This window comes from Phenylobacterium sp., from assembly GCF_030693805.1.
Classification (GTDB): Bacteria; Pseudomonadota; Alphaproteobacteria; order Caulobacterales; family Caulobacteraceae; genus Phenylobacterium.
Map to the genome: position 1 here is coordinate 1 of NZ_JAUXZW010000343.1, position 21,146 is coordinate 21,146.

The 21,146-nt window shown below is 67.3% G+C and carries 18 protein-coding genes; 10 read left to right on the top strand and 8 right to left on the bottom strand.

The annotated features are described in order from the left end of the window. Positions 1–140: 140 nt before the first annotated feature. A complete protein-coding gene (locus Q8M88_RS13415) occupies positions 141–3,167 on the top strand; it encodes a TonB-dependent receptor domain-containing protein (RefSeq protein ID WP_305597661.1) in 3,027 nt (1,008 codons plus the stop codon). Positions 3,168–3,409: 242 nt separating this feature from the next. Further along, positions 3,410–4,534, top strand: a complete 1,125-nt coding sequence (locus Q8M88_RS13420) for an alpha/beta fold hydrolase (RefSeq protein ID WP_305597662.1) — start codon at positions 3,410–3,412, stop codon at positions 4,532–4,534. A 40-nt stretch (positions 4,535–4,574) separates the two neighbouring features. On the opposite strand, the gene Q8M88_RS13425 is transcribed toward Q8M88_RS13420, so the two are convergent. Next, the gene (locus Q8M88_RS13425) at positions 4,575–5,309 is read right to left on the bottom strand and encodes a GntR family transcriptional regulator (RefSeq protein WP_305597663.1); all 735 of its coding nucleotides are present in this window, start codon (positions 5,307–5,309) and stop codon (positions 4,575–4,577) included. A gap of 257 nt (positions 5,310–5,566) precedes the next feature. Between Q8M88_RS13425 and Q8M88_RS13430 the strand changes: the two genes are divergently transcribed. After that, positions 5,567–6,364 (top strand): phytanoyl-CoA dioxygenase family protein, encoded by a 798-nt coding sequence (locus Q8M88_RS13430; RefSeq protein ID WP_305597664.1) that lies wholly within the window; start codon positions 5,567–5,569, stop codon positions 6,362–6,364. Positions 6,365–6,376: 12 nt separating this feature from the next. Then, positions 6,377–7,699 carry an NAD(P)H-dependent oxidoreductase gene (locus Q8M88_RS13435; RefSeq protein ID WP_305597665.1) on the top strand — a complete coding sequence of 441 codons (1,323 nt, stop codon included), beginning with the start codon at positions 6,377–6,379 and terminating at the stop codon, positions 7,697–7,699. A 3-nt stretch (positions 7,700–7,702) separates the two neighbouring features. On the opposite strand, the gene Q8M88_RS13440 is transcribed toward Q8M88_RS13435, so the two are convergent. Next, positions 7,703–8,452 carry an SDR family oxidoreductase gene (locus Q8M88_RS13440; protein ID WP_305597666.1) on the bottom strand — a complete coding sequence of 250 codons (750 nt, stop codon included), beginning with the start codon at positions 8,450–8,452 and terminating at the stop codon, positions 7,703–7,705. A gap of 173 nt (positions 8,453–8,625) precedes the next feature. Here Q8M88_RS13440 and Q8M88_RS13445 point away from each other — a divergent pair, with 173 nt between their 5' ends. The 4 genes from Q8M88_RS13445 to Q8M88_RS13460 all read left to right on the top strand — a co-directional run bounded on the left by Q8M88_RS13445 (position 8,626) and on the right by Q8M88_RS13460 (position 11,534). Then, the gene (locus Q8M88_RS13445; protein ID WP_305597667.1) at positions 8,626–8,787 is read left to right on the top strand and encodes a hypothetical protein; all 162 of its coding nucleotides are present in this window, start codon (positions 8,626–8,628) and stop codon (positions 8,785–8,787) included. Next, complete coding sequence (locus tag Q8M88_RS13450) at positions 8,780–10,087, top strand: aromatic ring-hydroxylating dioxygenase subunit alpha (RefSeq protein WP_305597668.1); 1,308 nt, start codon at positions 8,780–8,782, stop codon at positions 10,085–10,087. Before Q8M88_RS13445 ends, Q8M88_RS13450 begins: the two co-directional genes overlap by 8 nt. Before the next feature lie 72 nt (positions 10,088–10,159). Beyond that, the gene (locus tag Q8M88_RS13455) at positions 10,160–11,041 is read left to right on the top strand and encodes an alpha/beta fold hydrolase (RefSeq protein WP_305597669.1); all 882 of its coding nucleotides are present in this window, start codon (positions 10,160–10,162) and stop codon (positions 11,039–11,041) included. Between the two features lie 103 nt (positions 11,042–11,144). Further along, entirely contained in the window at positions 11,145–11,534 is a 390-nt protein-coding gene (locus tag Q8M88_RS13460) for a RidA family protein (RefSeq protein WP_305597670.1), read from the top strand. Between the two features lie 37 nt (positions 11,535–11,571). Here the strand turns inward: Q8M88_RS13460 and Q8M88_RS13465 are convergent, their stop codons facing one another. Next, positions 11,572–12,093 carry a heme-binding protein gene (locus Q8M88_RS13465; RefSeq protein ID WP_305597671.1) on the bottom strand — a complete coding sequence of 174 codons (522 nt, stop codon included), beginning with the start codon at positions 12,091–12,093 and terminating at the stop codon, positions 11,572–11,574. 231 nt (positions 12,094–12,324) lie between these two features. Between Q8M88_RS13465 and Q8M88_RS13470 the strand changes: the two genes are divergently transcribed. Beyond that, the gene (locus tag Q8M88_RS13470) at positions 12,325–13,485 is read left to right on the top strand and encodes a hypothetical protein (RefSeq protein WP_305597672.1); all 1,161 of its coding nucleotides are present in this window, start codon (positions 12,325–12,327) and stop codon (positions 13,483–13,485) included. Here Q8M88_RS13470 and Q8M88_RS13475 read toward each other — a convergent pair. The 4 genes from Q8M88_RS13475 to Q8M88_RS13490 form a co-directional block, all read right to left on the bottom strand. Next, positions 13,482–14,909, bottom strand: coding sequence for an MFS transporter (locus Q8M88_RS13475; RefSeq protein ID WP_305597673.1), 1,428 nt, complete (start codon positions 14,907–14,909; stop codon positions 13,482–13,484). The genes Q8M88_RS13470 and Q8M88_RS13475 overlap by 4 nt on opposite strands. A gap of 67 nt (positions 14,910–14,976) precedes the next feature. Next, positions 14,977–16,653, bottom strand: a complete 1,677-nt coding sequence (gene ggt, locus Q8M88_RS13480; protein ID WP_305597674.1) for a gamma-glutamyltransferase — start codon at positions 16,651–16,653, stop codon at positions 14,977–14,979. A 36-nt stretch (positions 16,654–16,689) separates the two neighbouring features. After that, entirely contained in the window at positions 16,690–18,057 is a 1,368-nt protein-coding gene (locus Q8M88_RS13485) for an MATE family efflux transporter (RefSeq protein WP_305597675.1), read from the bottom strand. 104 nt (positions 18,058–18,161) lie between these two features. Beyond that, positions 18,162–19,286, bottom strand: a complete 1,125-nt coding sequence (locus Q8M88_RS13490; RefSeq protein ID WP_305597676.1) for a serine hydrolase — start codon at positions 19,284–19,286, stop codon at positions 18,162–18,164. Between the two features lie 101 nt (positions 19,287–19,387). Between Q8M88_RS13490 and Q8M88_RS13495 the strand changes: the two genes are divergently transcribed. Then, positions 19,388–20,293: a LysR substrate-binding domain-containing protein gene (locus Q8M88_RS13495; RefSeq protein ID WP_305597677.1), complete on the top strand. Its 906-nt coding sequence runs from the start codon at positions 19,388–19,390 to the stop codon at positions 20,291–20,293. Between the two features lie 49 nt (positions 20,294–20,342). Here Q8M88_RS13495 and Q8M88_RS13500 read toward each other — a convergent pair whose 3' ends face one another. Further along, a complete protein-coding gene (locus Q8M88_RS13500) occupies positions 20,343–21,089 on the bottom strand; it encodes a hypothetical protein (RefSeq protein WP_305597678.1) in 747 nt (248 codons plus the stop codon). Positions 21,090–21,146 lie beyond the last annotated feature (57 nt).

The window sequence follows — 21,146 nt, forward strand, 5'->3', positions numbered from 1 at the left end:
GATCAGATGGATATCGCTTGGTCTTCTTCGCGATCTTGGCCATCCGGCCACGGCTCTGCTCGGTCCACATCCCGAGCTTGAATCACAGACCACGATGAAGCGGAATCACCGCTCACGCCTTTTCCAAACAGCCTCTTAGGATGAATTCGCAACTTCTCGGGCGCGGCTCGTCGCTCGCCATTATCGCCGCAGCCAGCCTATGGGCCGGCGCCGCCTCGGCTCAGCAAGCCGGCGGCGAAGTCAGCGAAGTGGTGGTCACCGGTTCGTTCATCGCGGGCACACCTGAAGACGCCGCCCTCCCCGTCGACGTCATTGGCGCGGACGAGCTTCAGCGTCAGGGCAACCCGACCACCGTCGAGTTGATGAAGAACCTGTCCGCCAGCAGCGGCGTACAGGGCGACCAGAACCAGTACAGCGGCGCGAACGGCAACTTCGCCGGCGTGGCCTCCGTCAACCTGCGCGGCCTTGGGCCGCAGCGCACCCTGGTGCTGCTGAACGGCAAGCGCCTCGTGGCGACGCCGGACCGCAACGGCTTCGTCGACCTCAACCTGCTGCCGCAGGCCGCCATCGGCCGCATCGAAGTGCTGAAGGACGGCGCGGCCGCCACCTACGGCTCCGACGCCATCGGCGGCGTGGTCAATTTCATCACGCGGAAGAACTTCGAAGGCCTGCAGGTCTCCGCCGACTACCGCTACGTGGCGGACGCCGATTCGCCCGACTACACCGCCAGCGCGATCTGGGGCTGGAGCGGCGATCGCGGCAACATCCTACTGTCCGCCGGTTGGCAGGAGCGTGGGCGCCTGCGGGGCAACGCGCGTGACTTCAACATTGACCCGTATACGCCGCTGAGCGGCCTGATCAGCTCCGATGCGGGCTTCAGTTCGACGAACAATCCCGGGCAGTTCCGTCTGATCAGCGGGGCCACCACCGTCGGCGCCCAGATCCGCGACCCCGGCTGCACCACCGTCGGCGCCATCGCCGGCTTCACCGGCGGTCTTCAGTCCTGCTTTCCGCGCCACGCCGGCGTCCACGTGCACTTCATCGACCCGTCGGATCGTTGGCAGGTGTTCGGCGAGACCAACTTCGATCTCAGCGACAACGTGAAGTTCCACGCTGAGGCCTTCTACGCCGAGACCTACGTCCGGACGATCACCTCGGCCGCCTATCCGAGCACCAACTCCACGCCGACCGCCAACACCTCGCCGATCCCCGGCGCCTATTATGTGCCGGCGACGAACCCCGGCCTGGCGCTGCTGATGCAGCAGTTCCCCGGCGCCTTCCCCGCCGGGACCACTGGCGTAGCCTATCAGCCGGGCGTGAACTTCCGTCCCTTCGGACTCGGCGGCAATCCGCTGTTCGGCGGCGACGGCAACACCTCGACCGTCAACAACAAATATTATCGGGTGTCGGGCGGCTTCTCCGGCAAGATGTTCGACGATTCGATCGGCTGGGACCTGTCGGCCACCTTCAACACCTACAACTTACGGCAGAACCAGTCCGATGATCTGGTCTACCGCCAGGAGCTAGCCCTGCGCGGTTATGGTTCGCTGGGCGGCGCGCCGAACTGCACGGCCTCAGTGACCAACAACTTCACCACCAACGCCGGTAACAACGCGGTCGGCTGCTACTACTTCAACCCGTTCTCGAACTCGTTCGCGGCCAACTCGATCATCAGCCAGGAGAACCCTGGCAGGGCCAACCCGCTCTACAGCCCCTCGGTGGCCAACAACATCGAATTGGTGAAATGGATTTGGCAGAAGGGCGGCTCTGACCGGACCAGCCGCCTGTTCGTCGTCGACGGCGTGTTCAATGGCGAACTCCCGTTCTTGGAGCTCGGCGGCGGCAAGATCGGCTGGGCGGCCGGCGGTCAGTTCCGCCGCAACTTCTATCGCACCAGCTACGCGCCGTTCTACGACGCGACGGTGAACCCCTGCCCGGAGACGCCGTTCACCGGCAGCAAGACCTGCGCCGGCACTCCTGGGCCCAACGCCCTGCAACCGGTCGCCACACCCAGCAACGTGGTGCAGAACATCTATGCCGGCTTCGCTGAAGTCAGCCTGCCGTTCACCGACAACTTCGGCGCCCACATCGCGGCCCGGTACGAGAACTACGGCGCAGACGCCGGCGGCGACACCTTCAACCCCAAACTGGACGTGCGCTGGCAGGTGGCGGACTGGCTGGCCCTGCGCGGCTCGGTCGGCACGACCTTCCGTGCGCCGCCGCTGCCGCTGATCGACCCCGCGCCCTCGGTCCAGCTGTTGAACCTCGCCCTCGTCGGGTTCCGCGCTGTATCCACCACCGGCAACTCGGACCTGAAGCCCGAGACCGCGACCACCTACAGTCTCGGCGCGATCGTCGAGGCCGGCCCGTTCAAGGGTACGCTCGACTACTGGAACTTCGACATCCAGGATCCCTTCGTGCCGGAGCCGGCCCAGGCGTTCATCGACCTGATGTTCCCGGGCGGCAGCAGCGTGAACTGCAACAATCCGACCTTCACCGACCTGCAGGCGCGATTCACCTTCGATCCGAATGTTTGCGGGCTGCTGAACTTCAACAAGCTGGCCCTGACCTACGTCAACGCTGGCGGTCAGAAGACCGATGGCGTCGACGGCACGGCTGAATTCGCCTTCGAGGACGTCTACGGCGGCGGCCTGAGGATGGGTGCGCAGGCGAGCTGGCTGCACAAGTACGACTACGCCGAGATCAAGGTGCGCGGCGTGACTGTCGCGCCTGCGGTCAAGGCGGCCGGCCTGCTCAACTACAACAAGGCCGGCTACTTCAGCCTGCCGCGTTGGAAGGGCAACGTCTTCGCCGAGTGGGACTCGGGCCCGCACAACATCCGGGTTCAGACCAACTACATCGGCAGCATGACCGATGAGCGCGTGGCGCCGTTCAGTCCGGCGAACCCGATCGTGATCGGCGACGTCGCCACGGCGGCTCAGGCGACCGTCGTGCCCCGCTCGCTGCAGGGCAAGAAGATCGACGCCTTCGTCACCACCGATGTGACCTACCGGGTGTTCCTGCCCTGGGACACCACGGCGGTGTTCAACGTGACCAACATCTTCGACACCGACCCCTCGTTCGCGCGCGTCGAACTGAGCTATGACGCCACGACCGGCAACGCGCTCGGCCGCACCTACAAGGTCGCCCTGACCAAGAAGTTCTAGGTCAAGACAGACTTCCGACGCGACGACAGGGCCGGTCCGCACACCGCGGGCCGGCCCTTTTCCGTGGCCACGCTTGCCGTCTCTCTTGCAGCGTGATCTGGCGCACCAACGCTTCGGCGACCACCTGCGTAAGCGACGCGTTGATTCGAATTGTCGGATGCAAGATTGCATGCAATTATTCAACCGTGTCGGATGGAGTTCCATCTGGAGCCTCACGCGAAGGACACAGGGAGCGAATAGCCATGGACAACAAACCGAACATCACGCCTGGGCCGCTCACGCTCACGGACGAGAACATCATCGACCTCCCTGGCCTGATGAGCCGCTGGGTGCGCCTGGCCGACGGGCGTCGCGCCCACTACATGACCGCCGGCGACAAAGGCCCGGCCGTCATCCTGCTACATGGCGGCATCGAGGGCTCGTCCGGCACCGCCGGCTGGCGCTTCATGGCGCCCTACCTGGGCGCCAACGGCTTCCGCGTCTATTGCCCCGACCAACCCAGCTTCGGCCTCTCGGACATCAGCAAGCCGGAGTACCTGGAGGCCGGCCCCAAGGCCAAGGCCGCCTTCGTCAAGGAATTCGCCGACGCCCTGTGCCTCGACACGTTTCATCTGGCCGGCAACTCGATGGGCTGCATCGTCTCCTGCGACTTCCTGGTGGCGCACCCTGAGCGAGTGAAAAGCGTCATGTTTATCGCCGGCTTCCTCGGCGACATCGTCGACGCCCCGGACGTCCCGCCCAAGGACGGCAAGTTCAACCCGGCGCGCGAGTACGGCGTCCTCACCGAGTGGGACGGCACCGAAGACGGCATGCGCACGCTGATGGACGGCATCATCTACGAGCGTCAGGCGGTGTGGCCGGAGCTGATCAAGATGCGCGCCATCGCCGCGTCGCGCGCCCGCAAGGCCCGTATCGACGCCGGCATGAACCAGCGGCCGATCCACCGCCACGCCGGCGTCACCGACCCCAACGAGAAGGCCGTGCTCTCGACCAAGGGTCGGCTGGATAAGCTGACCATCCCGATGATCTACATGTACGGCATGCAGGACGTCATCCTGCCGGTGGAGATGGGCTACAACCAGGAAGACAGCGTTCCCAACATCCAGTTCTTCTACCCCACCGAAACCGGCCACCAGGGCCAGACGGACCGGCCGGCCACGTTCAATCAGGTGGCGCTGGAATTCTTCCGGGACGGCAAGGTCTCATGGCCGACGGCGGTCGAGGCCGGCGTCTCGCTGCGTCGCCCGATCAACGCCAAGTTCGTCGCCGAGCCCAAGGGCGGCTTCCCGAAGCCCAATCCCGGCATGTACGTGGATCCGAAGCACCACGCCGAGGGACTCAAGGTCCTGAACTCGATCCCAGCGTAGAATCGCGGCTACGGCCCGCAGCGAGCCTGGCGCAACAGCGTCAGCGCTCGCTTCGCGGCGCCGGACCAGCGCCCTCGCCCAGGTGCGCCGACAGGCGCGAACGGGCGGCCTGGATGTGTTCGGCCAACAGGCGCTCGGCCCGCGCCAGGTCGCCGGCGCGCAGCGCCTCGTTCATCTGGATGTGTTCCGAGAGGTTCTCCTCGCCGCGCACCGTGTGTCCGGCGTCGGCGCGGATCTTCAGGATCAGCTTCTCGAACACCGCCCCCAAAGAGTTGAGCAGCGACCGATTGCCGCCCAGCGACGCCAGCGCCATGTGCCAGTCGCGGTTGGCCATCATCAGCTCGCGCGTGCTCCCGGTCCGCATCAGCGCGCGGTGCGAGCGGTTCAGATCGTCGAGCCGGCGCAGGTCTGCGGGCCCGATCCCACGCGCCAGGCTCAGGCGCAGCGCGTAGACCTCGAGCGCCTCGCGAAGCTCAAAGAGTTCACGCGCGTCATCGTCATTGATCTCAGCGACATAGAAGCCGCGGCGCGGCTGCCTGGTCACCAGCCCTTCCTGATAGAGCCGCTCCAGCGCCTCGCGAACCGGCGTGCGCGACACATTGAGCTGCTCGGCCAACTCCTGGTGGGTCAGCTTCACGCCCGCGCGCAGTTGGTTGTTGGTGATCCTGCCCTTCAACGCCTCGTAGACCGTCTCATTCACCGAGGGGCCTCGGGCGACGGGTCTGATCTGCAGCGTGTCGAGTTTCGCCGCCGCGGCGGACTGCGGGCTTCGCATCCCGCATGATAGCCGTTGATTTCGACGTCGTCAGCCCGGCTGCCTGCGACAATAGTGCAGCTTACCCGATGCGTGGGTGGGCGCGCCGAGCCTTCTGTCGCCGCCGCAAGGCTTGACGTGCCGGGCGCGCGAGTATCGACTCGCTGTCACAGTGATCCTAGAAATCGCCTCGCTGGCTCGATGCATGTTTCCAGCGAAGCGATTGACGGCAGATCGATACGGGTTCGCGGGATCAAACCGCGGATGGGAGGAACGAGATGGACCTGACGGCCGAGCAGATTTCCGACTTCCACTCACGCGGGTTCCTGTTCTTGCCGGAGGTGTTCACGGCGGAAGAGATCAGCGTTCTCAAGCGAGAGGCGGAGTCGATCTATGCCTCCGACCGCAAGGAAGTGTGGCGCGAGAAATCGGGCGCGCCGCGCACCGCCTTCGCCGCGCACACCTATAACGAGGCCTACCGCCTGCTAGGCGCGCATCCGCGGCTGATCAAGCCCGTCGAGCAGATCTTCGGCGAGCAGCTCTACATGCATCAGTTCAAGGTCAACGCGAAGTCGGCCTTCGACGGCGAGGTCTGGCAGTGGCACCAGGACTACGGCACCTGGTTGCGCGACGACGGCATGCCGCAACCGCGGGCGATGAACATCGCGGTGTTCATCGACGAGGTGATGTCGATCAACGGCCCGCTGATGTTCGTGCCGGGCAGCCATCTCCACGGCTCGCTGAAGGCCGGCCACGACCTGTCGACCACCTCCTACCCGCTCTGGACTCTGGACAAGGAGACGGTGACCCGGCTGGTCGACGAGGGCGGCATCGTCACGCCGATCGGCAAGCCCGGGGGGGTTCTGCTGTTCCACGGCAACCTGGTGCACGGTTCGGCCGGCAACATCACCCCGTATCCACGGACCATTGTCTATCTGACGCTGAACACCGTCTCGAACTACATCCGCACGCCGACCCGTGAGGAGTGGATCGCTCACCGGGACTTCGCCCCGATCATCCCCGTGGCCGACGACGCCTTGCTGCGCCTGGCGCAGTCCTCCTCCGTGCCCGCCTAGGAGTTCAAGCCGATGAACCTCACACGCCTCCTGGCCGAGCGCGCGGCGGCGGGATCGCCCGTCCGCGTCGGCCTGATCGGCGCCGGCAAGTTCGGCTCGATGTTCCTGGCCCAGGTCCCGTTCACGCCCGGCCTGGAGGTTTCGGTGATCGCCGACCTCAGCCCCGAGCGCGCCCGCGCCGCCTGCCGCGAGGTGGGCTGGAGCGAGGACCTGATCGCCGCGACGACGTTCATCGAGGACGGGGTCGCTCTGACGTCTCGCGACGATGTCGAGGTTGTCGTGGAGTCCACCGGCAATCCGGGCGCCGGCATCGCCCACGCGCGCGCGTCGATCGCGGCTGGCAAGCACATGGGCATGGTCAATGTCGAGGCCGACGCCCTGGCGGGACCGCTGCTCGCGCAGGAGGCTCGCGCCGCCGGCGTGGTCTACTCCCTGGCTTACGGCGACCAGCCTGCGCTGGTGGCCGAGATGGTCGACTGGGCGCGCGCCACCGGCTTCGAAGTGGTGGCCGCCGGCAAGGGCACCAAGTACCTGCCAGCCTATCACGCGGTGACGCCGGACGGGGTCTGGAACCACTACGGCCTGACGGCGGCGGAAGCCGCGGCGGCGGGTATGAACGCCCAGATGTTCAACTCCTTCCTCGACGGCACGAAGTCGGCGATCGAGATGGCCGCCATCGCCAACGCCTGCGACCTGGACGTGCCCACGGCGGGGCTGGCCTTCCCGGCCTGCGGCGTCGACGACCTGCCGTCGATCCTGCGCCCGCGCGAGGCGGGCGGCGTGCTCGATCGCAGCGGCATGGTCGAGGTGGTCTCGTCGCTGGAGCGCGATGAACGCCCAGTGTTCCGCGACCTGCGCTGGGGCGTCTACGTCGTTCTGAAGGCGCCCAGCGCCTACGCCGCCGACTGCTTCCGGCAGTATGGGATGAAGACCGACGCGTCAGGTCAGTACGCGGCGATGTACAAGCCGTACCACCTGATCGGCCTGGAGCTGAACATCTCGATCCTCTCGGCGGCGCTTCGCGGCGAGCCGACCGGACAGGCCAGAAGCTTTCGCGGCGATGTGGGTTCGGTGGCCAAGCGGCCCTTGAAGGCCGGCGAGATGCTGGACGGCGAAGGCGGCTTCACCGTGTGGGGCAAGCTGATGCCCGCCAGCGAGAGCCTGGCGCGCGGCGCCCTGCCGATCGGCCTCGCCCACCACGTGAAGCTGGTCCGCGACGTGGCCCAGGGCGACGTGGTGCTGTGGCGCGACGTGGAGCCGATCCAGAGCGCGGCCGCGATCGCGCGGCGCGACATGGAAGCGGCGTTCGCCAGCCGGGCTGCAGCGGCGGAGTAGAGCTCAGCCGCGGCCGACGAACGGCATCTTCGTCGCCAGGATGGTCATGAACTGAACGTTGGCCTCCAGCGGGAGCTCGGCCATCTGCAGCACCGCTCGCGCCACGTGGACGACGTCGAACCTGGGTTCGCCGCCAGGTCCCGCGCGGGAAGCGGCGCCGTCGGCGAATTCCTGGGTCATCTCGGTCGTAGCGTTGCCGATGTCGATCTGGCCGCAGGCGATGTCGTAAGCCCGCCCGTCGAGGGACGCCGCCTTGGTCAGGCCGGTCATCGCGTGCTTGGAGGCCGTATAGGGCATCGACAGCGGCCGGGGCGCGTGCGCCGAGATCGAGCCGTTGTTGATGATCCGCCCGCCTTGGGGGCTCTGCGCCTTCATGATCCGGAACGCGTTCTGGATGCAGAGGAAGGCGCCAGTCACATTGGTGTCGATCAGGCCCGTCCAGTCTTCAAGGGCGATATCCTCGACCAGGGCCGGCGGCGACATCAGGCCGGCGTTGTTGAACAGCACGTCGACGCGCCCGAACCGGTCGCGGCAGGCGTCAAACAGCGCGGCGACAGATCCCGCGTCGCGCACGTCAGTGGGCGCGATCATGGGTTCCTGCCCGGACGAGGATCCCAACGCCGCGGTTTCGCGCAACGCCGTTTGGCGTCGCCCGGCGAGTGCGACCTTGTAGCCCGCCGCCAGGAAGGCAAGCGCGACGGCCCGACCGATACCCGACCCTGCGCCCGTGACGATCGCGACCTTGCCGCCCATGCCGTTCTCCCTGGTGCGCGAGGGCCCCCGCCCCGCGGGAACATGTCAGCCGAAGGACGGGGTGACAATGTCAGCCTGAGCGTGATCGGCCTTGCTTGACGCTACGTCGATTTCGGTGGCCCCAACGGTCCAGATGTTACAAATTGACGCTGAGGCCAATTAGGCGGCGGATGGTGACCAAGTTCGACAGGCTCAATTTGACGGATGCGTCGGATGCGGGCGCTGGCTTGTTGCGGCTGCACGTCGTCACCAATCAGCCGTCGATGTGGGCGCACAGGCCGCACGACGGCGTTCCGACGCTTCGACGCACGCTTCAGGAGAACGGGAATGCCTGACTTCGGACATAACGAATCCAGCCTGATCATCGACGATAAGGATTCCGGGATCTTCAGGATCCATCGCACCGCCTTCGTCGATCGCGAGATCTTTGAACGAGAACGCGCTCAAGTCTTCGACAAGTCCTGGCTGTTCGCAGGGCATACCTCCGAATTCCCCAATCCCGGGGACTTCATCACCCGCAGCGTGGCCGGACGGCCTCTGATCCTGGTGCGCAGCGACGACGGCGAGGTCCGCGTCCTGCTCAATACCTGCCGCCACCGGGGCAATCTCGTCTGCCGTGAGGCGAAGGGTTCGGGCGCCGAGGTGTTCCGCTGCTTCTACCTTGGCTGGATCTACAACACGCGCGGAGAGCTCAAGGGCATTCCGGGCGAGGAAGCCTACAGCGAAGCCTTCGACCGCGACTCGCTGGGCCTGGAGCCGGTGCCGGCGATGCACAACCACCGTGGTTGCGTCTTCGTCAGCTTCGATCCGGACATGGAGGACTTCGAGACCTACATGGCCGACGCCCTGCCGGTGCTCGACAACACGCTGAACCTGGGCGACATGGAATTCGTCGAAGGCCACTTCAAGTATTCAATGCGGGCCAACTGGAAACTGCTGGTCGAGAACAGCATGGACGGCTACCACGGCGCGTTCACGCACGAGCGCTTCTTCACCCACTTCATGCCCGACATGGGCCTGCCCTCGATCGCCATGCGTCCCCCGACGGAGGAAGGCAACGCGCCGGTGTTTGGCGACGTGCGCCCGCTTGGCAACGGCCACGTGACCACCGGGTATCCGACCACCAGCGGGCGCGGCCGGGCGGCGACCTCCTATCTGGAGAAGTATGCCGGCCCGGCGCTGGAGACCTATCGCAAGATGCTCGCCGACCGGCACGGCCCGGACAAGGCGAAGATGATCGAGGGCGGCGCCGGCAACTACCTGATCTTCCCCAATCTGCTGATCATCGACGGTTGGTTCGTGTTCCGGACCTTCTATCCCAGCAGCCCGGACTACATGGAGATCAACGGCTGGGCCTGCATGCCCAAGGAGGACTCGCCTGAACTGCGCAAGGCTCGCCTCGACTGGTACCTGGGCTTCCAGGGCCCAGGAGGCTTCGCGACGCCTGACGACGTCGAAGGCCTCGAAGGCTGCCAGATGGGCTTCGCGACTCACAAGGAAGTCGAATGGTCCGATATCTCGCGGGACATGAAGAGCAAACCCACCGGCCTTGGTGAACTGCAGATGCGGGTCTTCTGGCGAGAGTGGCAGTCCCGCATGACGACCGGCCAGCATGCGCTGAGCACCGGCGACTAGAGGATCGCGGCCGGGATGCGGGGCGACCCGTCTCCCGGCCTCTCGCTGCCATTCAAGCACAAGGAGGCGCAGGTGCCCTTCGCCACCGCGGACGACGGCGTTCGCCTGCATTATGAGGAAACCGGCGCAGGCGTTCCGGTGATCTTCGTCCACGAATTCGCCGGCGATCACCGGTCCTGGGAGGCGCAGATGCGGCGCTTCGGCCAGCAACGCCGCGCGATCTCGTTCGCGGCGCGCGGCTATCCGCCGTCTGACGTGCCGCAAGATGTCGCCCAGTATTCGCAGGCGCGCGCGACGCAGGACATCGCCTGCGTGCTCGATCACCTGAAGATCGACAAGGCCCATGTTGTCGGCCTGTCCATGGGCGGGTTCGCGACCTTGCACTTCGGCTTCCGCCACCCCGAGCGCGCCCTGTCTCTGTGCGTCGCCGGCTGCGGTTACGGGGCCGAGCCCGGAGAGCAGGAGAAGTTCAGGTCCGAGGTCGCCGCCGTCGCCGCCTTCCTCGACGCCCACGGCATGGAGGTGTTCGCCGAGAAGTACGCCTATGGCCCGACACGCGTGCAGTTCCAGAACAAGGACCCGCGCGGGTTCGCCGAATTCAAGCGCATGCTCGCCGAGCACTCGTTGATCGGGTCGCGCAACACACAGCTTGGCGTCCAGGGCGAGCGGCCGTCGCTCTATGAGCTGGTGGAGCAGATGCGCGGCCTCACGACGCCGACGCTGGTCCTCACCGGCGACGAGGACTGGCCCTGCCTGCAGCCGGCGCTGTTGATGAAGCAGACGATCCCGACGGCCGCCCTGGCGGTGATGGCGAACTGCGGTCACACGCTGAACCTGGAGGATCCCGACCAGTTCAATCGGCTGGTGGAAGACTTCATCTCCCAGGTCGAGGCCGGTCGATGGCCGACCCGCGATCCGCGGGCGATGAGCGCGTCGATCACCGGCATGAAATAGTCGCGCGGCGCGGCGCGCGCCTCTAAGCTTCACTCATCAACGGGACGGCGGTTGCTACATCGCAGCCGGCACGAACCGACGTCACAAACCCTGGGAGGGACACATGAGCGCCAAGCAACTTATCAACCACACCGGCTTCATGCCGCACGGCCCGAACGTGCCGCATGGCGTGCGCATCGGCGACGTCATCGAATACTCCGCGATCCGACCGGCCAAGCCGGACACCTCTACCGACCCGGACGTGGCGCTGCAGGCCGAGCAGGCGTTCGAGAACCTGCGCATGTTGCTCGAGAAGGAAGGCCTCGACTTCAGCGACGTGATCAAGGTGCGCGTCTATGTGACCAAGTCCGAATACATCGCCGCCATGAACCAAGTCTGGTACCGGCACTTCCCGATGGATTCGAACCCCGCCGCGCGCATCGTCATCGGGGCGGCGTTCCTGCCGGGCCCTGACACCAAACTCAGCCTGGATGTGACGGCCCGCGCACGCTGATCGCGCAAGCGACCCTGAACGGGCCGTCACGGCGCGTTCAGGGTTCGTGGGTGATGCCCGCCTTTGCGTAGAGTTCGCTGATGTGTTCCCGGACCGAGGCCTTGGTCTCATCCGTCTCGGGCATGTGCGTCCAGCCGACCTTTTCGCGGGCGTACAGGGCCATCACCTCGTCCTGATCGGAGGTGCCGCCGCTGATCCCGTAGGCGCCCACCATCTCATTGCCGCGGAAGATCCCGGCGCAGCCGCCGGACGCCGCGATCCGGCCGTTGGTCAGCGCCGACAGGTTGGACAGGAACTGCGGATTGCGTTCCTTGAACCACTTCTGGATGATCAGGCCGTCGGGGAAACGCGGGCTCATCGAACGCATCGCCGCCGCCGTATAGGCCTTGGCCCAGGCCGTCTCCGGCGTAATGAAGCCGGCGTCGTCCATCCGCTCCAGCGCGATCAGGTGACCTTCCGGCCCGACGATGGCGATCGAGACCGGCGCGCCCATCTCGTCGGCCTTCTCGACGACGGCGTCGATGAACGGGCGGCATTCCACAGCTCGGATTTTTGTCATTTGGCGTCCCCTCAGGATCGTTTCCTCTAGGTCCACTGCACCAGCTAGGCGCGCATCAGGCAACCCCGGACTGGTAACGTCACAAACCCAGGCGACACCACCTTCCAACCGCGCGCCAGCCGTCATAGTCTCGCTGCAGGCCGACACGAGAGAGCGCACGAATCGCGCCGACGGCCCGGGAGGATACGCAATGACGGGTGGCGGGCGATGAGCGCCTCAGGGCGCGGTGACGTGAGCGTCGGTCCAGCCGGCGGAGCGGACTTTCCACCTATTCAGGTGACGGCGATCCTCGCCCTGGCCTGCACAGCGGGGCTGGTCCCGACCCTGCAACCGCTGATCCTCGGCGCACTGTCGGCCGAAGGCCGGCTGACCGCCGTCCAGATCGGCCAGGCCGCTATGCTCGAGGCGATCGGCATGGGCGTGTCGGCGGGCCTCGCCGGCTCGTTCCTGAAGCCCGTGCGCCTGCGGCGGTTGATCGTGGTCACCCTTCTGCTCGGGCTGATCGCCAACCTCTCGGCGACTCAGCTCGCCGGGCCAGGCCTGCTGGTCGCACGCTTCATGTGCGGCATCTCTTCGGGGCTGCTGGTGTGGCTGTTCGCCGGCTTGACCGCGCGCGCCGTCGATCCGACCCGGGTGGGGGGCATGTATGTGCTGGCCCAGGGCGCGTCTGGCCTGGCCGCTGCGGCGCTGCTCACCGCCTTCGCCCTTCCCCGATGGGGCGGCGCCGGCGGCTACTTCTGTTTGGCGGGACTGGATGTGGTGATGCTCTCCATGGCCGCCATAGCGCCCATGGCCTACCCCGATCTCGCGTCCGGCGAGGCGGGGCGCAAGCTGGAGCCGCGCGGTGCGATCGCCCTTCTCGCCGCCTTCCTGCACTTGGCCGCGATCATGGCGTTATGGGTCTACATCGTGCCCGTGGCCGAGCAGACCGGTCAGTCGGCCGGCGTCACCGGCATCGGCATCTGGGCCGCGCTGGGCGCGCAGATCCTCGCAGGCCTGGTCGCCGCGCTCTACTCCGCACGGTTGCGCCCGGCGCCGGCGCTGATCCTGTGCAGCATCGTCAGCGTGGCGGCCATCGCGCAAATCGCGGCGGGGCCGCCGTCGGCCCTGTTCATCGCGGCGGCGACCGTGTTCGGCTTCTTCTGGATGTTCGCCATTCCCTTCCAGATCCCGTTCCTGATCCAGGTGGATCCGACGCGAAAGGCGGCCCTGATCCTGCCCAGCGCGCAGATCTTCGGTGTCGCCGCCGGGCCTGCGATCGCCGCCTGGACCATCGTCGACGGCTCGGTGATGGGCGCCCTGTGGGCCAGCGCCGGCCTGTTCGCGGCCAGCATGGCGCTGATGCTGTTCCTCAGCCTGCGGCGTCGCGTGGCGGCGACGGCGTCGCCCTAGGCGCGCTTGACGGCAGCGTGGCCGCTGACCGCGGAGCCTGCGTCATGCGGCAGGCGCAGGTACCAGGGCAGCGCCGCCAGCGCGAACACCGCGATGATGGCGAAGGCGACCTGCAGGTTGGACAGCGTCAGGTGCTCGCCCGACCCGCCGCTGGCGACTGCGATCAGATTCAGCAACAGCGCAGCGAAGGCGATCCCCAGTGCACGCATGGCCTGTTGACTGACCGCCGACAGAGTCGAGGCGGCGGTCATCTCCTGCTGCGGCACGTCGGCGAACTGCAGCGCCGAGAGACCGGTCATCTGGAACGACCGCGCCGCGCCGGCGAAGAACAGCAGCACGCCGATCAGCCACAGCGGCGTCGTGTGTCCGAAAGCGACGAACACCATCATGCCGCTGGCGTAGAGACAGATGCTGGCGATCAACACATTGCGGAAACCGACGCGCCGAACAGTCTGGGTGGTGAACGCCTTGGCGCCCAGATCGCCGGCCATGTGGGTCAGCACCAGCAGCCCGGACGCCAGCGCGGTCATGCCAAGCCCCACCTGAAACAGCAGCGGCATGAAGAAGCCGGTGACGCCCACGGCGATGCGCATGAAGTTGCCGCCGGTCAGCGTGGTCATCCGGAAAGTCGGATTGTGCAGCGGGGTCAGCTCGACGAGCGGCTGAGCGGCGGTGCGGGCGTGACGCCAGGCCAGCCAGATCAGCGGCCCTGACGCGAGCGCGAGGGCCGCGCCGATTCGCCAGTCGCCGTTGTGGCCGACCATGCCCTGCATGCCGAAGATCAGCGAGGCCAGTGCTGCGCCGTTCAACAGGAAGCCGGCGACGTCGAACGGCCGCCGCTCGCCTTCGGTGCGCGGGATGTACATCAGCACCAGGATCAGGCCGGCCAACCCGATCGGCACATTGATGAAGAACCCCGCTCGCCAGGTGAAATAGGTGGTCAGGAAGCCGCCCAGCGGCGGACCCAAGGTGGGCCCCAGCAGCATCGGCACGGTCATCCAGTTCACCGCCCGCACCAGTTGGCTCTTGGGCGTGCTGCGGAACACGATCAGGCGCCCGACCGAAGTCATCAGCGCGCCGCCCATCCCCTGCAGCACCCGCGCGGCGCAGAAAGTCCAGAGCGATTGACTCATCCCGCACAGCACCGAGGCCACGGTGAACACGCAGATCGAAAGGGCGAACACGTTCCGCGCGCCGAAGCGGTCGGCCAGCCAGCCACTGGTCGGCGTCAGGATCGCCACCGACAGCAGATAGGCGGTCAGGCCGACGCTGACGGCGATCGGGCTGGTGCCGAAGGTCTCGGCCATCTTCGGCAAGGCCGTGACGATGATCGTCGCGTCCAGGCCCTCCATCAGCGCCGCCGTGGCGACGATCAGGACGATGAGGAGGGAGCGCCCGGTGGGCCGCGTTCCAGCGTCTGACAAGGCGTGACGGCTCCTGTGGCGGGCCCAGCTTCCGCTAGGTCATTCCCGATGTCGACTGCTTACCGCGCTACCGCATCGCGTAGGGTGAGGCGCCGAACAGGTTGCCTGGCGTCGCCGGTCCGCCGCTCAAGCCTGCCGGACTGCCGTCCGCGCGCCAGCAGGCTGCGCCGTGCAGCAGGCCGGTCGTCGCATCCACCTGCACGCCGTTCATACCGCCGGCGATGCGTTCGGAACGCGCGATAGTGTGGCCCATCGCTGTCAGCTCGTGGCACACCGACTGGGGCACGCCCGGTTCCACCTCCAGCGCACCGCCCGCACACCAGATCCGCGGCGCATCGACCGACTCCTGGAGGGTCATGCCGTGATCCAGGACGTTGATCATCCCCTGCAGCACCGTCGGGAAGATGCGCAGGCCCCCGGGCGTGCCCAGCGCCATCACCGGTTTGCCGTCCTTCTGCACCACCGTGGCGGCGGTCGCGGTCAGCATCCGTTTGCCCGGCGCGGGCGAGTTCGGCAGGTTCGGCCGCGGGTCGAACAGCGTCATGTTGTTGTTCTGCATCAAGCCCGTGCCCGGCACCATGACGCACGAGCCGAACAGGTTGTTGAGCGTCTGGGTCATGGTGACGGTCTCGCCATCGGCCAGCATGACAGTCAGGTGGGTGGTGTTCTTGCTTTCGCGCCAGTCAGCGAACTCGCCGGCCGTGAAGCTGGAAGCGCGGTCGAGGTTGATGTCCTTGGCGCGCTTGGCGGCGTAGTCCTTGTCCAGCAGAAAGGCCTGCGGGAACGACACATGCTCCGGGTCGCCCAGGTACCTGGCGCGGTCGGCGTACATGATCTTCAGCACCTCGGTCAGCAGGTGCCAGTAGCGGGCGGTGCCAAAGCCCAGGGCTGCGACGTCGAAATTCTCGAGGATGTTCAAGCCGAGCTGGTTCAGCAGGCCGCCGCCGCTGGACGGCGGCGTGCCGACGATCTCATAGCCGCGATAGGTTCCGACGATAGGCGGCGGGGTGCGCACCTCATAGGCGTCGAGATCGGCCTGGGTGATCAGGCCGCCCTTCGCCGCATGGTCGCGGACCAGGGCTTCGCCGATCGCGCCGTGGTAGAGCGCGTCGGCTCCCTCGCGCTGGATCAGGCGGAAGGTGGCCGCGGCTTCGGCGTTGACGATGCGGTCGCCCGGCTTGGGCGGGACACCCCCCGGCAGGTAGATCCGCGCGGCGTCCGGGTCGCCGGCAAGATCTTCGGCCGAAGCGGTGATGCACTCGACGGTGTAGGCGCTGGCCGTGAACCCATTCTCCGCATAGGCGATGGCAGGAGCCAGGACCTCGGCGAGCGGCAGGCGTCCCTTGGCGGCGTGCAGCGCAAGCCAGCCTTTGAGGTTGCCGGGTACGCCGGCCGCCAGCCGCCCGACCTCGTTCAGCCGGTCGCGCACCGCCAGCGGCCCTTTCTCTGGCTCCAAGGGATACATGTCGGGGGCCGCGCGCGCCGGTCCGGCGGCGTAGTTGTCGATCGCGGTGAACACTCCCTCGGCGCTGCGGTGGACGATGTAGCCCCCGCCCAGCGGGCCGACCATCATCGGCTCGACGATCGTCAGTGCGAACGCTGCGGCGATCGCCGCGTCCGCCGCCGACCCGCCATTGGCGATCATGCTGAGGGCGACCGTCGAGGCGACGGGGTGATTGGTCGACGCCACCGCCCGCGAGGCGAGGACCGGCTGCTTGGGCGACTGAGGCGACTCGGCGTTCATCGGCTTGGTTCCCTTTGGCTTTAAAGCGCGCTGCGTTCAGGCGCGCACGGTGGCTTCGATACGGGTTACGACAGGGCTCGCGTTGAGCATGGCGAAGCGGCCAAGCAGCAGGCCGGCGGACAGCAGGCTGGCGATATTCACCGCCCAGACCAGGCCGATCACCTCCAGCTTCAGGGCGATCCCAAGCCACCAGGCCAGCGGCATCATCACGACGACATAACTGACCAAGTGGGTGACGCTGGGCATCAGCACGTCGGCGCGCGCGCGCAGCGCGTGGGCCACCACCACCTGCAGGCCGTCGGTCACGAAATAGAGGCAGGCCACGATCAGTGCTGGCGTGGCGATGGCCATCACCGCGGCGTCCTGGGTATAGGCCGCGACGACCAGCCCGGCCGCCGGCCAGATGATCAGCGACAACGCCAGGGTGTTCAGCGCGGTGACGCCGAAGCCCAGCACGCCGACGCGGACCACCGCTTCCCGGTCGCCGGCGCCGTACGCCCGCCCGACCAGCACCGCGGTCGCGGTGGCGACGCCCATCTGCGGCATGAACACCAGACCTGAGACGCTGAGCACCACCGCCCATGCCGCCACCGCCGGCGGGCTGACCCAGCCGGCCAAGATGGCCAGCGCCGAGAACGCCGCCACCTCGAAGAAGTTGGATGCGCCGGCGCCATAGCCGATCCGACGCTGCTGCGCCTCAAGGTGCGGCTCGCGCGGCGCCTTGCGGAACACGCCGAGCGCGCGGGATTCCTTCATCCGCAAGACGTAGATCGCCAGGCCCAGAAGCAGGACGACCCGAGCGCCGCCAGTGGCGAGTGCGCCTGCCGCCGCACCGTCTATCGGCACGCCCGGCGCGCCCGGCACCAGCCACAACAGCAGCAGCAGATTGACCAGGTTGGCAGCCCACATGATCACCATCGCCGGGACCGGCCGCGACAGTCCCTCCAGCCAGAAGCTGAAGGCGCACGCCAGCACATGGGCGGTGAGCGACAGGCTGAAGATCACGGTGGTGCGCGCGGCGCCCTCGGCGAGGTCGGCGTCCAGCCCCATGAGTCGCAGCGCCGGCGGGCCGCCGACCCCGAGCAGCACCGACGACGCCAGCCCGATCCAGAAAGCGTAGACGACGCCTCGGCGCAGCACGGCGCCGACTTCCTCGCGGCGGCCCTCGCCGATCGCGCGCGCGGTCATCACCTGCACGCCCATCAGCAAGCCGATCGAGGCGGTGATCGCCACCGATGACGGAGCCCAGGCGATCGCATGGTAGCCCAGCTCGCGCCCCGAATAGCGACCGACGACGACGGCGTTCGACAGGCCCATGGCCATGACGCCGAGGCGCGACAGCACCACCGGCCAGGCCAGGGTCAGCAGCTCCCGCATTTCGACGCCGGCGCGACCGCGAAGCATCCTGGCCCTGTCCGAGAATTCGAGAGATCCGATGGAGCGCCGCTGGCCGCGGGCCGGCATACGGGCGCCGCGGCGGCGGCGTCCGTATGCCGGTGTGGCTCCGGCTATTTGACCGCGGCGCGCACGCTTTCGAACAGGGCGTTGCGGGCTGCGTTCAGCTCATCGCCCACCGGCGCGGGCCAGGCCGAATTGACCACGATGATCAGGCCTTCGTCTTTGAAGGTGGTCACCGACTGGCCGAAGATGCCGCCGGCTTCGTAGGCGCCGTTCGGACGGATCCACCAGAAATAGCCGTAGCCGCCGGGCGGGGGCGTGCCGTTGTCGAGCTGCACCGAGGTCGACTCGGCGATGTACCACTCGGGCACCACCTGCTTGCCGCCGGCCTTGCCGCCGCCCGCCACGAACAGGCCGATGCGGCCGTAGTCGCGCAGGGTCAAGGACATGCAGGCGCCGCCACGCTCCTGGCCGTGGGCGTCGAGCAGCCAGGTGGCGTCCTGCTCCATGCCGAACGGCTTCCAGATCTTCTCCGACATGTAGTCCGCCAGAGGCTTGCCCACCGCGCGGTGCAGCATGACGCCGACCATGTCAGTCTCGCCGGTGTTGTACTTGAACACCGTGCCCGGCGGGTGCGCCCGCGGGCGCTGGGCCATGTAGCTCATGCGCCCGGCGGCCAGCGACACGTCGGAGTTTGGATCGGTGTAGTCCTCGTTCCAGGCGACGCCGGACGACATCATCAGCATCTGGCGCACCGAGACGCCGTCATAGGCGCTGCCCTTGAGTTCCGGCACGTACTGGCTGACGGAGTCGTGCAGGCTGCCGATCTTGCCGTCCTGGATCGCGGCCCCCACCAGCAACGAGGTCAGCGACTTGGCGACGGAGAACGAGATCCACAGATCCGTCGGCTTGCGGCCGAGGCCGTAGCGCTCGAGCACCACCTCGCCGTCCTTGAGCACCAGCACGCCCGAGGTGCGGTAGGCGCTCATGTATTCGTCGAGCGTCCAGTTCCGGCCGTCGTAGCTCCAGGTCGGCTCGATCTGACGCGCCGCGGCCGGCAGCGGATGCACGTGGTCGCCGTGCCGAACGACATGGTGGGCGAACAGCTTGTGCATCGCCGGATAGCCGACGAGTTGCTGCTCTGCGGACCACGGGAAGACCTGGCCCCCGTTGTAGATCGGAAGGTCCTGCGCGACGGTCCCAGCGGGTGCGTCGGCGGCGGTGTTTTGACTCATGTGGCGAATCCTCTCCCCGGCTATTTCGGCGAAGTCTAGCCACGCATCGGGCCGAGGCCCTAATGTTCGCTCGTCACGACATCATGCGTATGAGGAATGAAGTGAGCCGCACCCTGCCTTCTCTCGGTGATCTCGAGGCGTTCGAGGCGACCGCGAAGTTCGGCACCGTCTCCCGCGCGGCGATCGAATTGCACCTGACGCAGAGCGCGGTCAGCCGCAAGGTCATGGCGCTGGAGGCTCGGCTGGGCGTCACCTTGTTTGAACGCACACGCAAGCGGCTGATCCTGACGAACGCCGGCGCGCGCTACCTCGCCGCCATCGGCGCCAACCTCAGCGCCCTGGAGCACGCGACCGACGCGCTACGGCGCAACGATCCGCAGGCCGGCGAACTGCACGTGGCGACGTTGCCGACCCTGGGCGCCATGTGGCTGACGCCACGCCTGGGCTCGTTCCTGGAGGAGAACCCCGGCCTCGACCTCACGCTGTCGACTCGCGTCGCGCCCTTCGACTTCGCGATCGAGCGCATCGATGCGGCGATCCATTTCGGCCATCCGGAGTGGCCAGGCGCGCGCCTGCAGTTCCTCGCCCATGAAGAGACGGTGGTCGTCGCCGCGCCTGGGTTGCTGGACGCCTCATCAGGCCTGGAGCAGATCGCCGATCTGCCGCTGATCTATGTGTCGTCACGGCCGCTGGCGTGGCCGGTCTGGTTCGCCGCGGTGGGCGCGGACTCCCGCGGACGTGGCGTCGGCGTCAGGGTCGAGGCGTTCTCGATGGGGGTGTCGGCGGCGATTGCGGGGTTGGGAGCGGCCGTCCTGCCCCGCTTCGTGGTCGAGGCCGACCTCGAGGCCGGTCGCCTGACCGCGCTTCCCGGCAGCCGCGTCCAGGGATCTTCCGCCTACTATCTGGCGACGCCCGAGGCCCGTACGCCGACGCCCTGGGTGGTGGCCGCCTTCTCGAACTGGCTCGCCGAGCGCTTCCGCCGCGACGTGCCGAGCGGCGTCATCTGAGCCTCGCGCAGCCTGGAACGGCGCGTCATGCGCGCGCCGAATGTTCACCCTAGGACAGCAGCAGACTCCGTTCGATGAAGGCCACGAAGGCGTATTGGGTCGGGTGCGGGTTGATCGTCAGGGTCTCAAGCGACTGCGTCAGACGCCGTAGCAGGGTCTCTTTGTCCTCCACGCTGGCGCGCTTCAGTCTCGCCAGCGCCGCGTGGAAAGCCGTTTCGTCGGCGATCAGCAACGACAGCAGCCGGCGCAACCGCGGCTCGTCCAGCTCGGCGTTCGGGCGGCGGGCGTGGACCAGGCCGAGTGCGATGTCCTGCTGTCCTGGATTAGACAGACGGCCCTCGGGACCGGTCATGGTCAGCAACACCAGTTCATCCTTGCAGGCGTCGATGGCGGCGCGCTCAGCGTCGCTCGACTGACCCAGCAACGGGTGATCGGAGAAAAAGCGCGCGGCGTCCGAACTCGCTTCATCCAGGCCGACGTCGAAGACCTCGATGATCCGCTCCAGCGGAAACGTGCGGATATCCTCCCGCAAATGGCAAAAGCCCGTCGCTGCGCCACGCGGGGCGATGTCGTGGATCGTCACGATGCGTTGCGTCTCCCGCCCGGTCTCGTCACGGCAGCGCAGATAGAGCGGCACGGGATAGGCTTCGGCCTGGCCGGCGGACGGCGGATACCCGGCGCCGGCTTCGAAGACGCCGCTCATCACCCTGTCGGCGCGCCGGAACGCCGCGGCCGCCGCGTGGCGGGCGAAACCGCTGCGCCCCGCTACGAAGCCTTCAAGACCTGCCCAAGCCATGTTCGATCCCTCGTCCGCTGCGGACAGCGTTCCACGCCGCCGCCACGCCGTCGACTG

Bases quoted from the DNA above. Each gene is read 5' to 3' on its own strand.
- Q8M88_RS13415 (WP_305597661.1), top strand. From the start codon at position 141: ATGAATTCGCAACTTCTCGGGCGCGGCTCGTCGCTCGCCATTATCGCC.
- Q8M88_RS13420 (WP_305597662.1), top strand. From the start codon at position 3,410: ATGGACAACAAACCGAACATCACGCCTGGGCCGCTCACGCTCACGGAC.
- Q8M88_RS13425 (WP_305597663.1), bottom strand. From the start codon at position 5,309: ATGCGAAGCCCGCAGTCCGCCGCGGCGGCGAAACTCGACACGCTGCAG.
- Q8M88_RS13430 (WP_305597664.1), top strand. From the start codon at position 5,567: ATGGACCTGACGGCCGAGCAGATTTCCGACTTCCACTCACGCGGGTTC.
- Q8M88_RS13435 (WP_305597665.1), top strand. From the start codon at position 6,377: ATGAACCTCACACGCCTCCTGGCCGAGCGCGCGGCGGCGGGATCGCCC.
- Q8M88_RS13440 (WP_305597666.1), bottom strand. From the start codon at position 8,452: ATGGGCGGCAAGGTCGCGATCGTCACGGGCGCAGGGTCGGGTATCGGT.
- Q8M88_RS13450 (WP_305597668.1), top strand. From the start codon at position 8,780: ATGCCTGACTTCGGACATAACGAATCCAGCCTGATCATCGACGATAAG.
- Q8M88_RS13460 (WP_305597670.1), top strand. From the start codon at position 11,145: ATGAGCGCCAAGCAACTTATCAACCACACCGGCTTCATGCCGCACGGC.
- Q8M88_RS13465 (WP_305597671.1), bottom strand. From the start codon at position 12,093: ATGACAAAAATCCGAGCTGTGGAATGCCGCCCGTTCATCGACGCCGTC.
- ggt (WP_305597674.1), bottom strand. From the start codon at position 16,653: ATGAACGCCGAGTCGCCTCAGTCGCCCAAGCAGCCGGTCCTCGCCTCG.
- Q8M88_RS13485 (WP_305597675.1), bottom strand. From the start codon at position 18,057: ATGCTTCGCGGTCGCGCCGGCGTCGAAATGCGGGAGCTGCTGACCCTG.
- Q8M88_RS13490 (WP_305597676.1), bottom strand. From the start codon at position 19,286: ATGAGTCAAAACACCGCCGCCGACGCACCCGCTGGGACCGTCGCGCAG.
- Q8M88_RS13500 (WP_305597678.1), bottom strand. From the start codon at position 21,089: ATGGCTTGGGCAGGTCTTGAAGGCTTCGTAGCGGGGCGCAGCGGTTTC.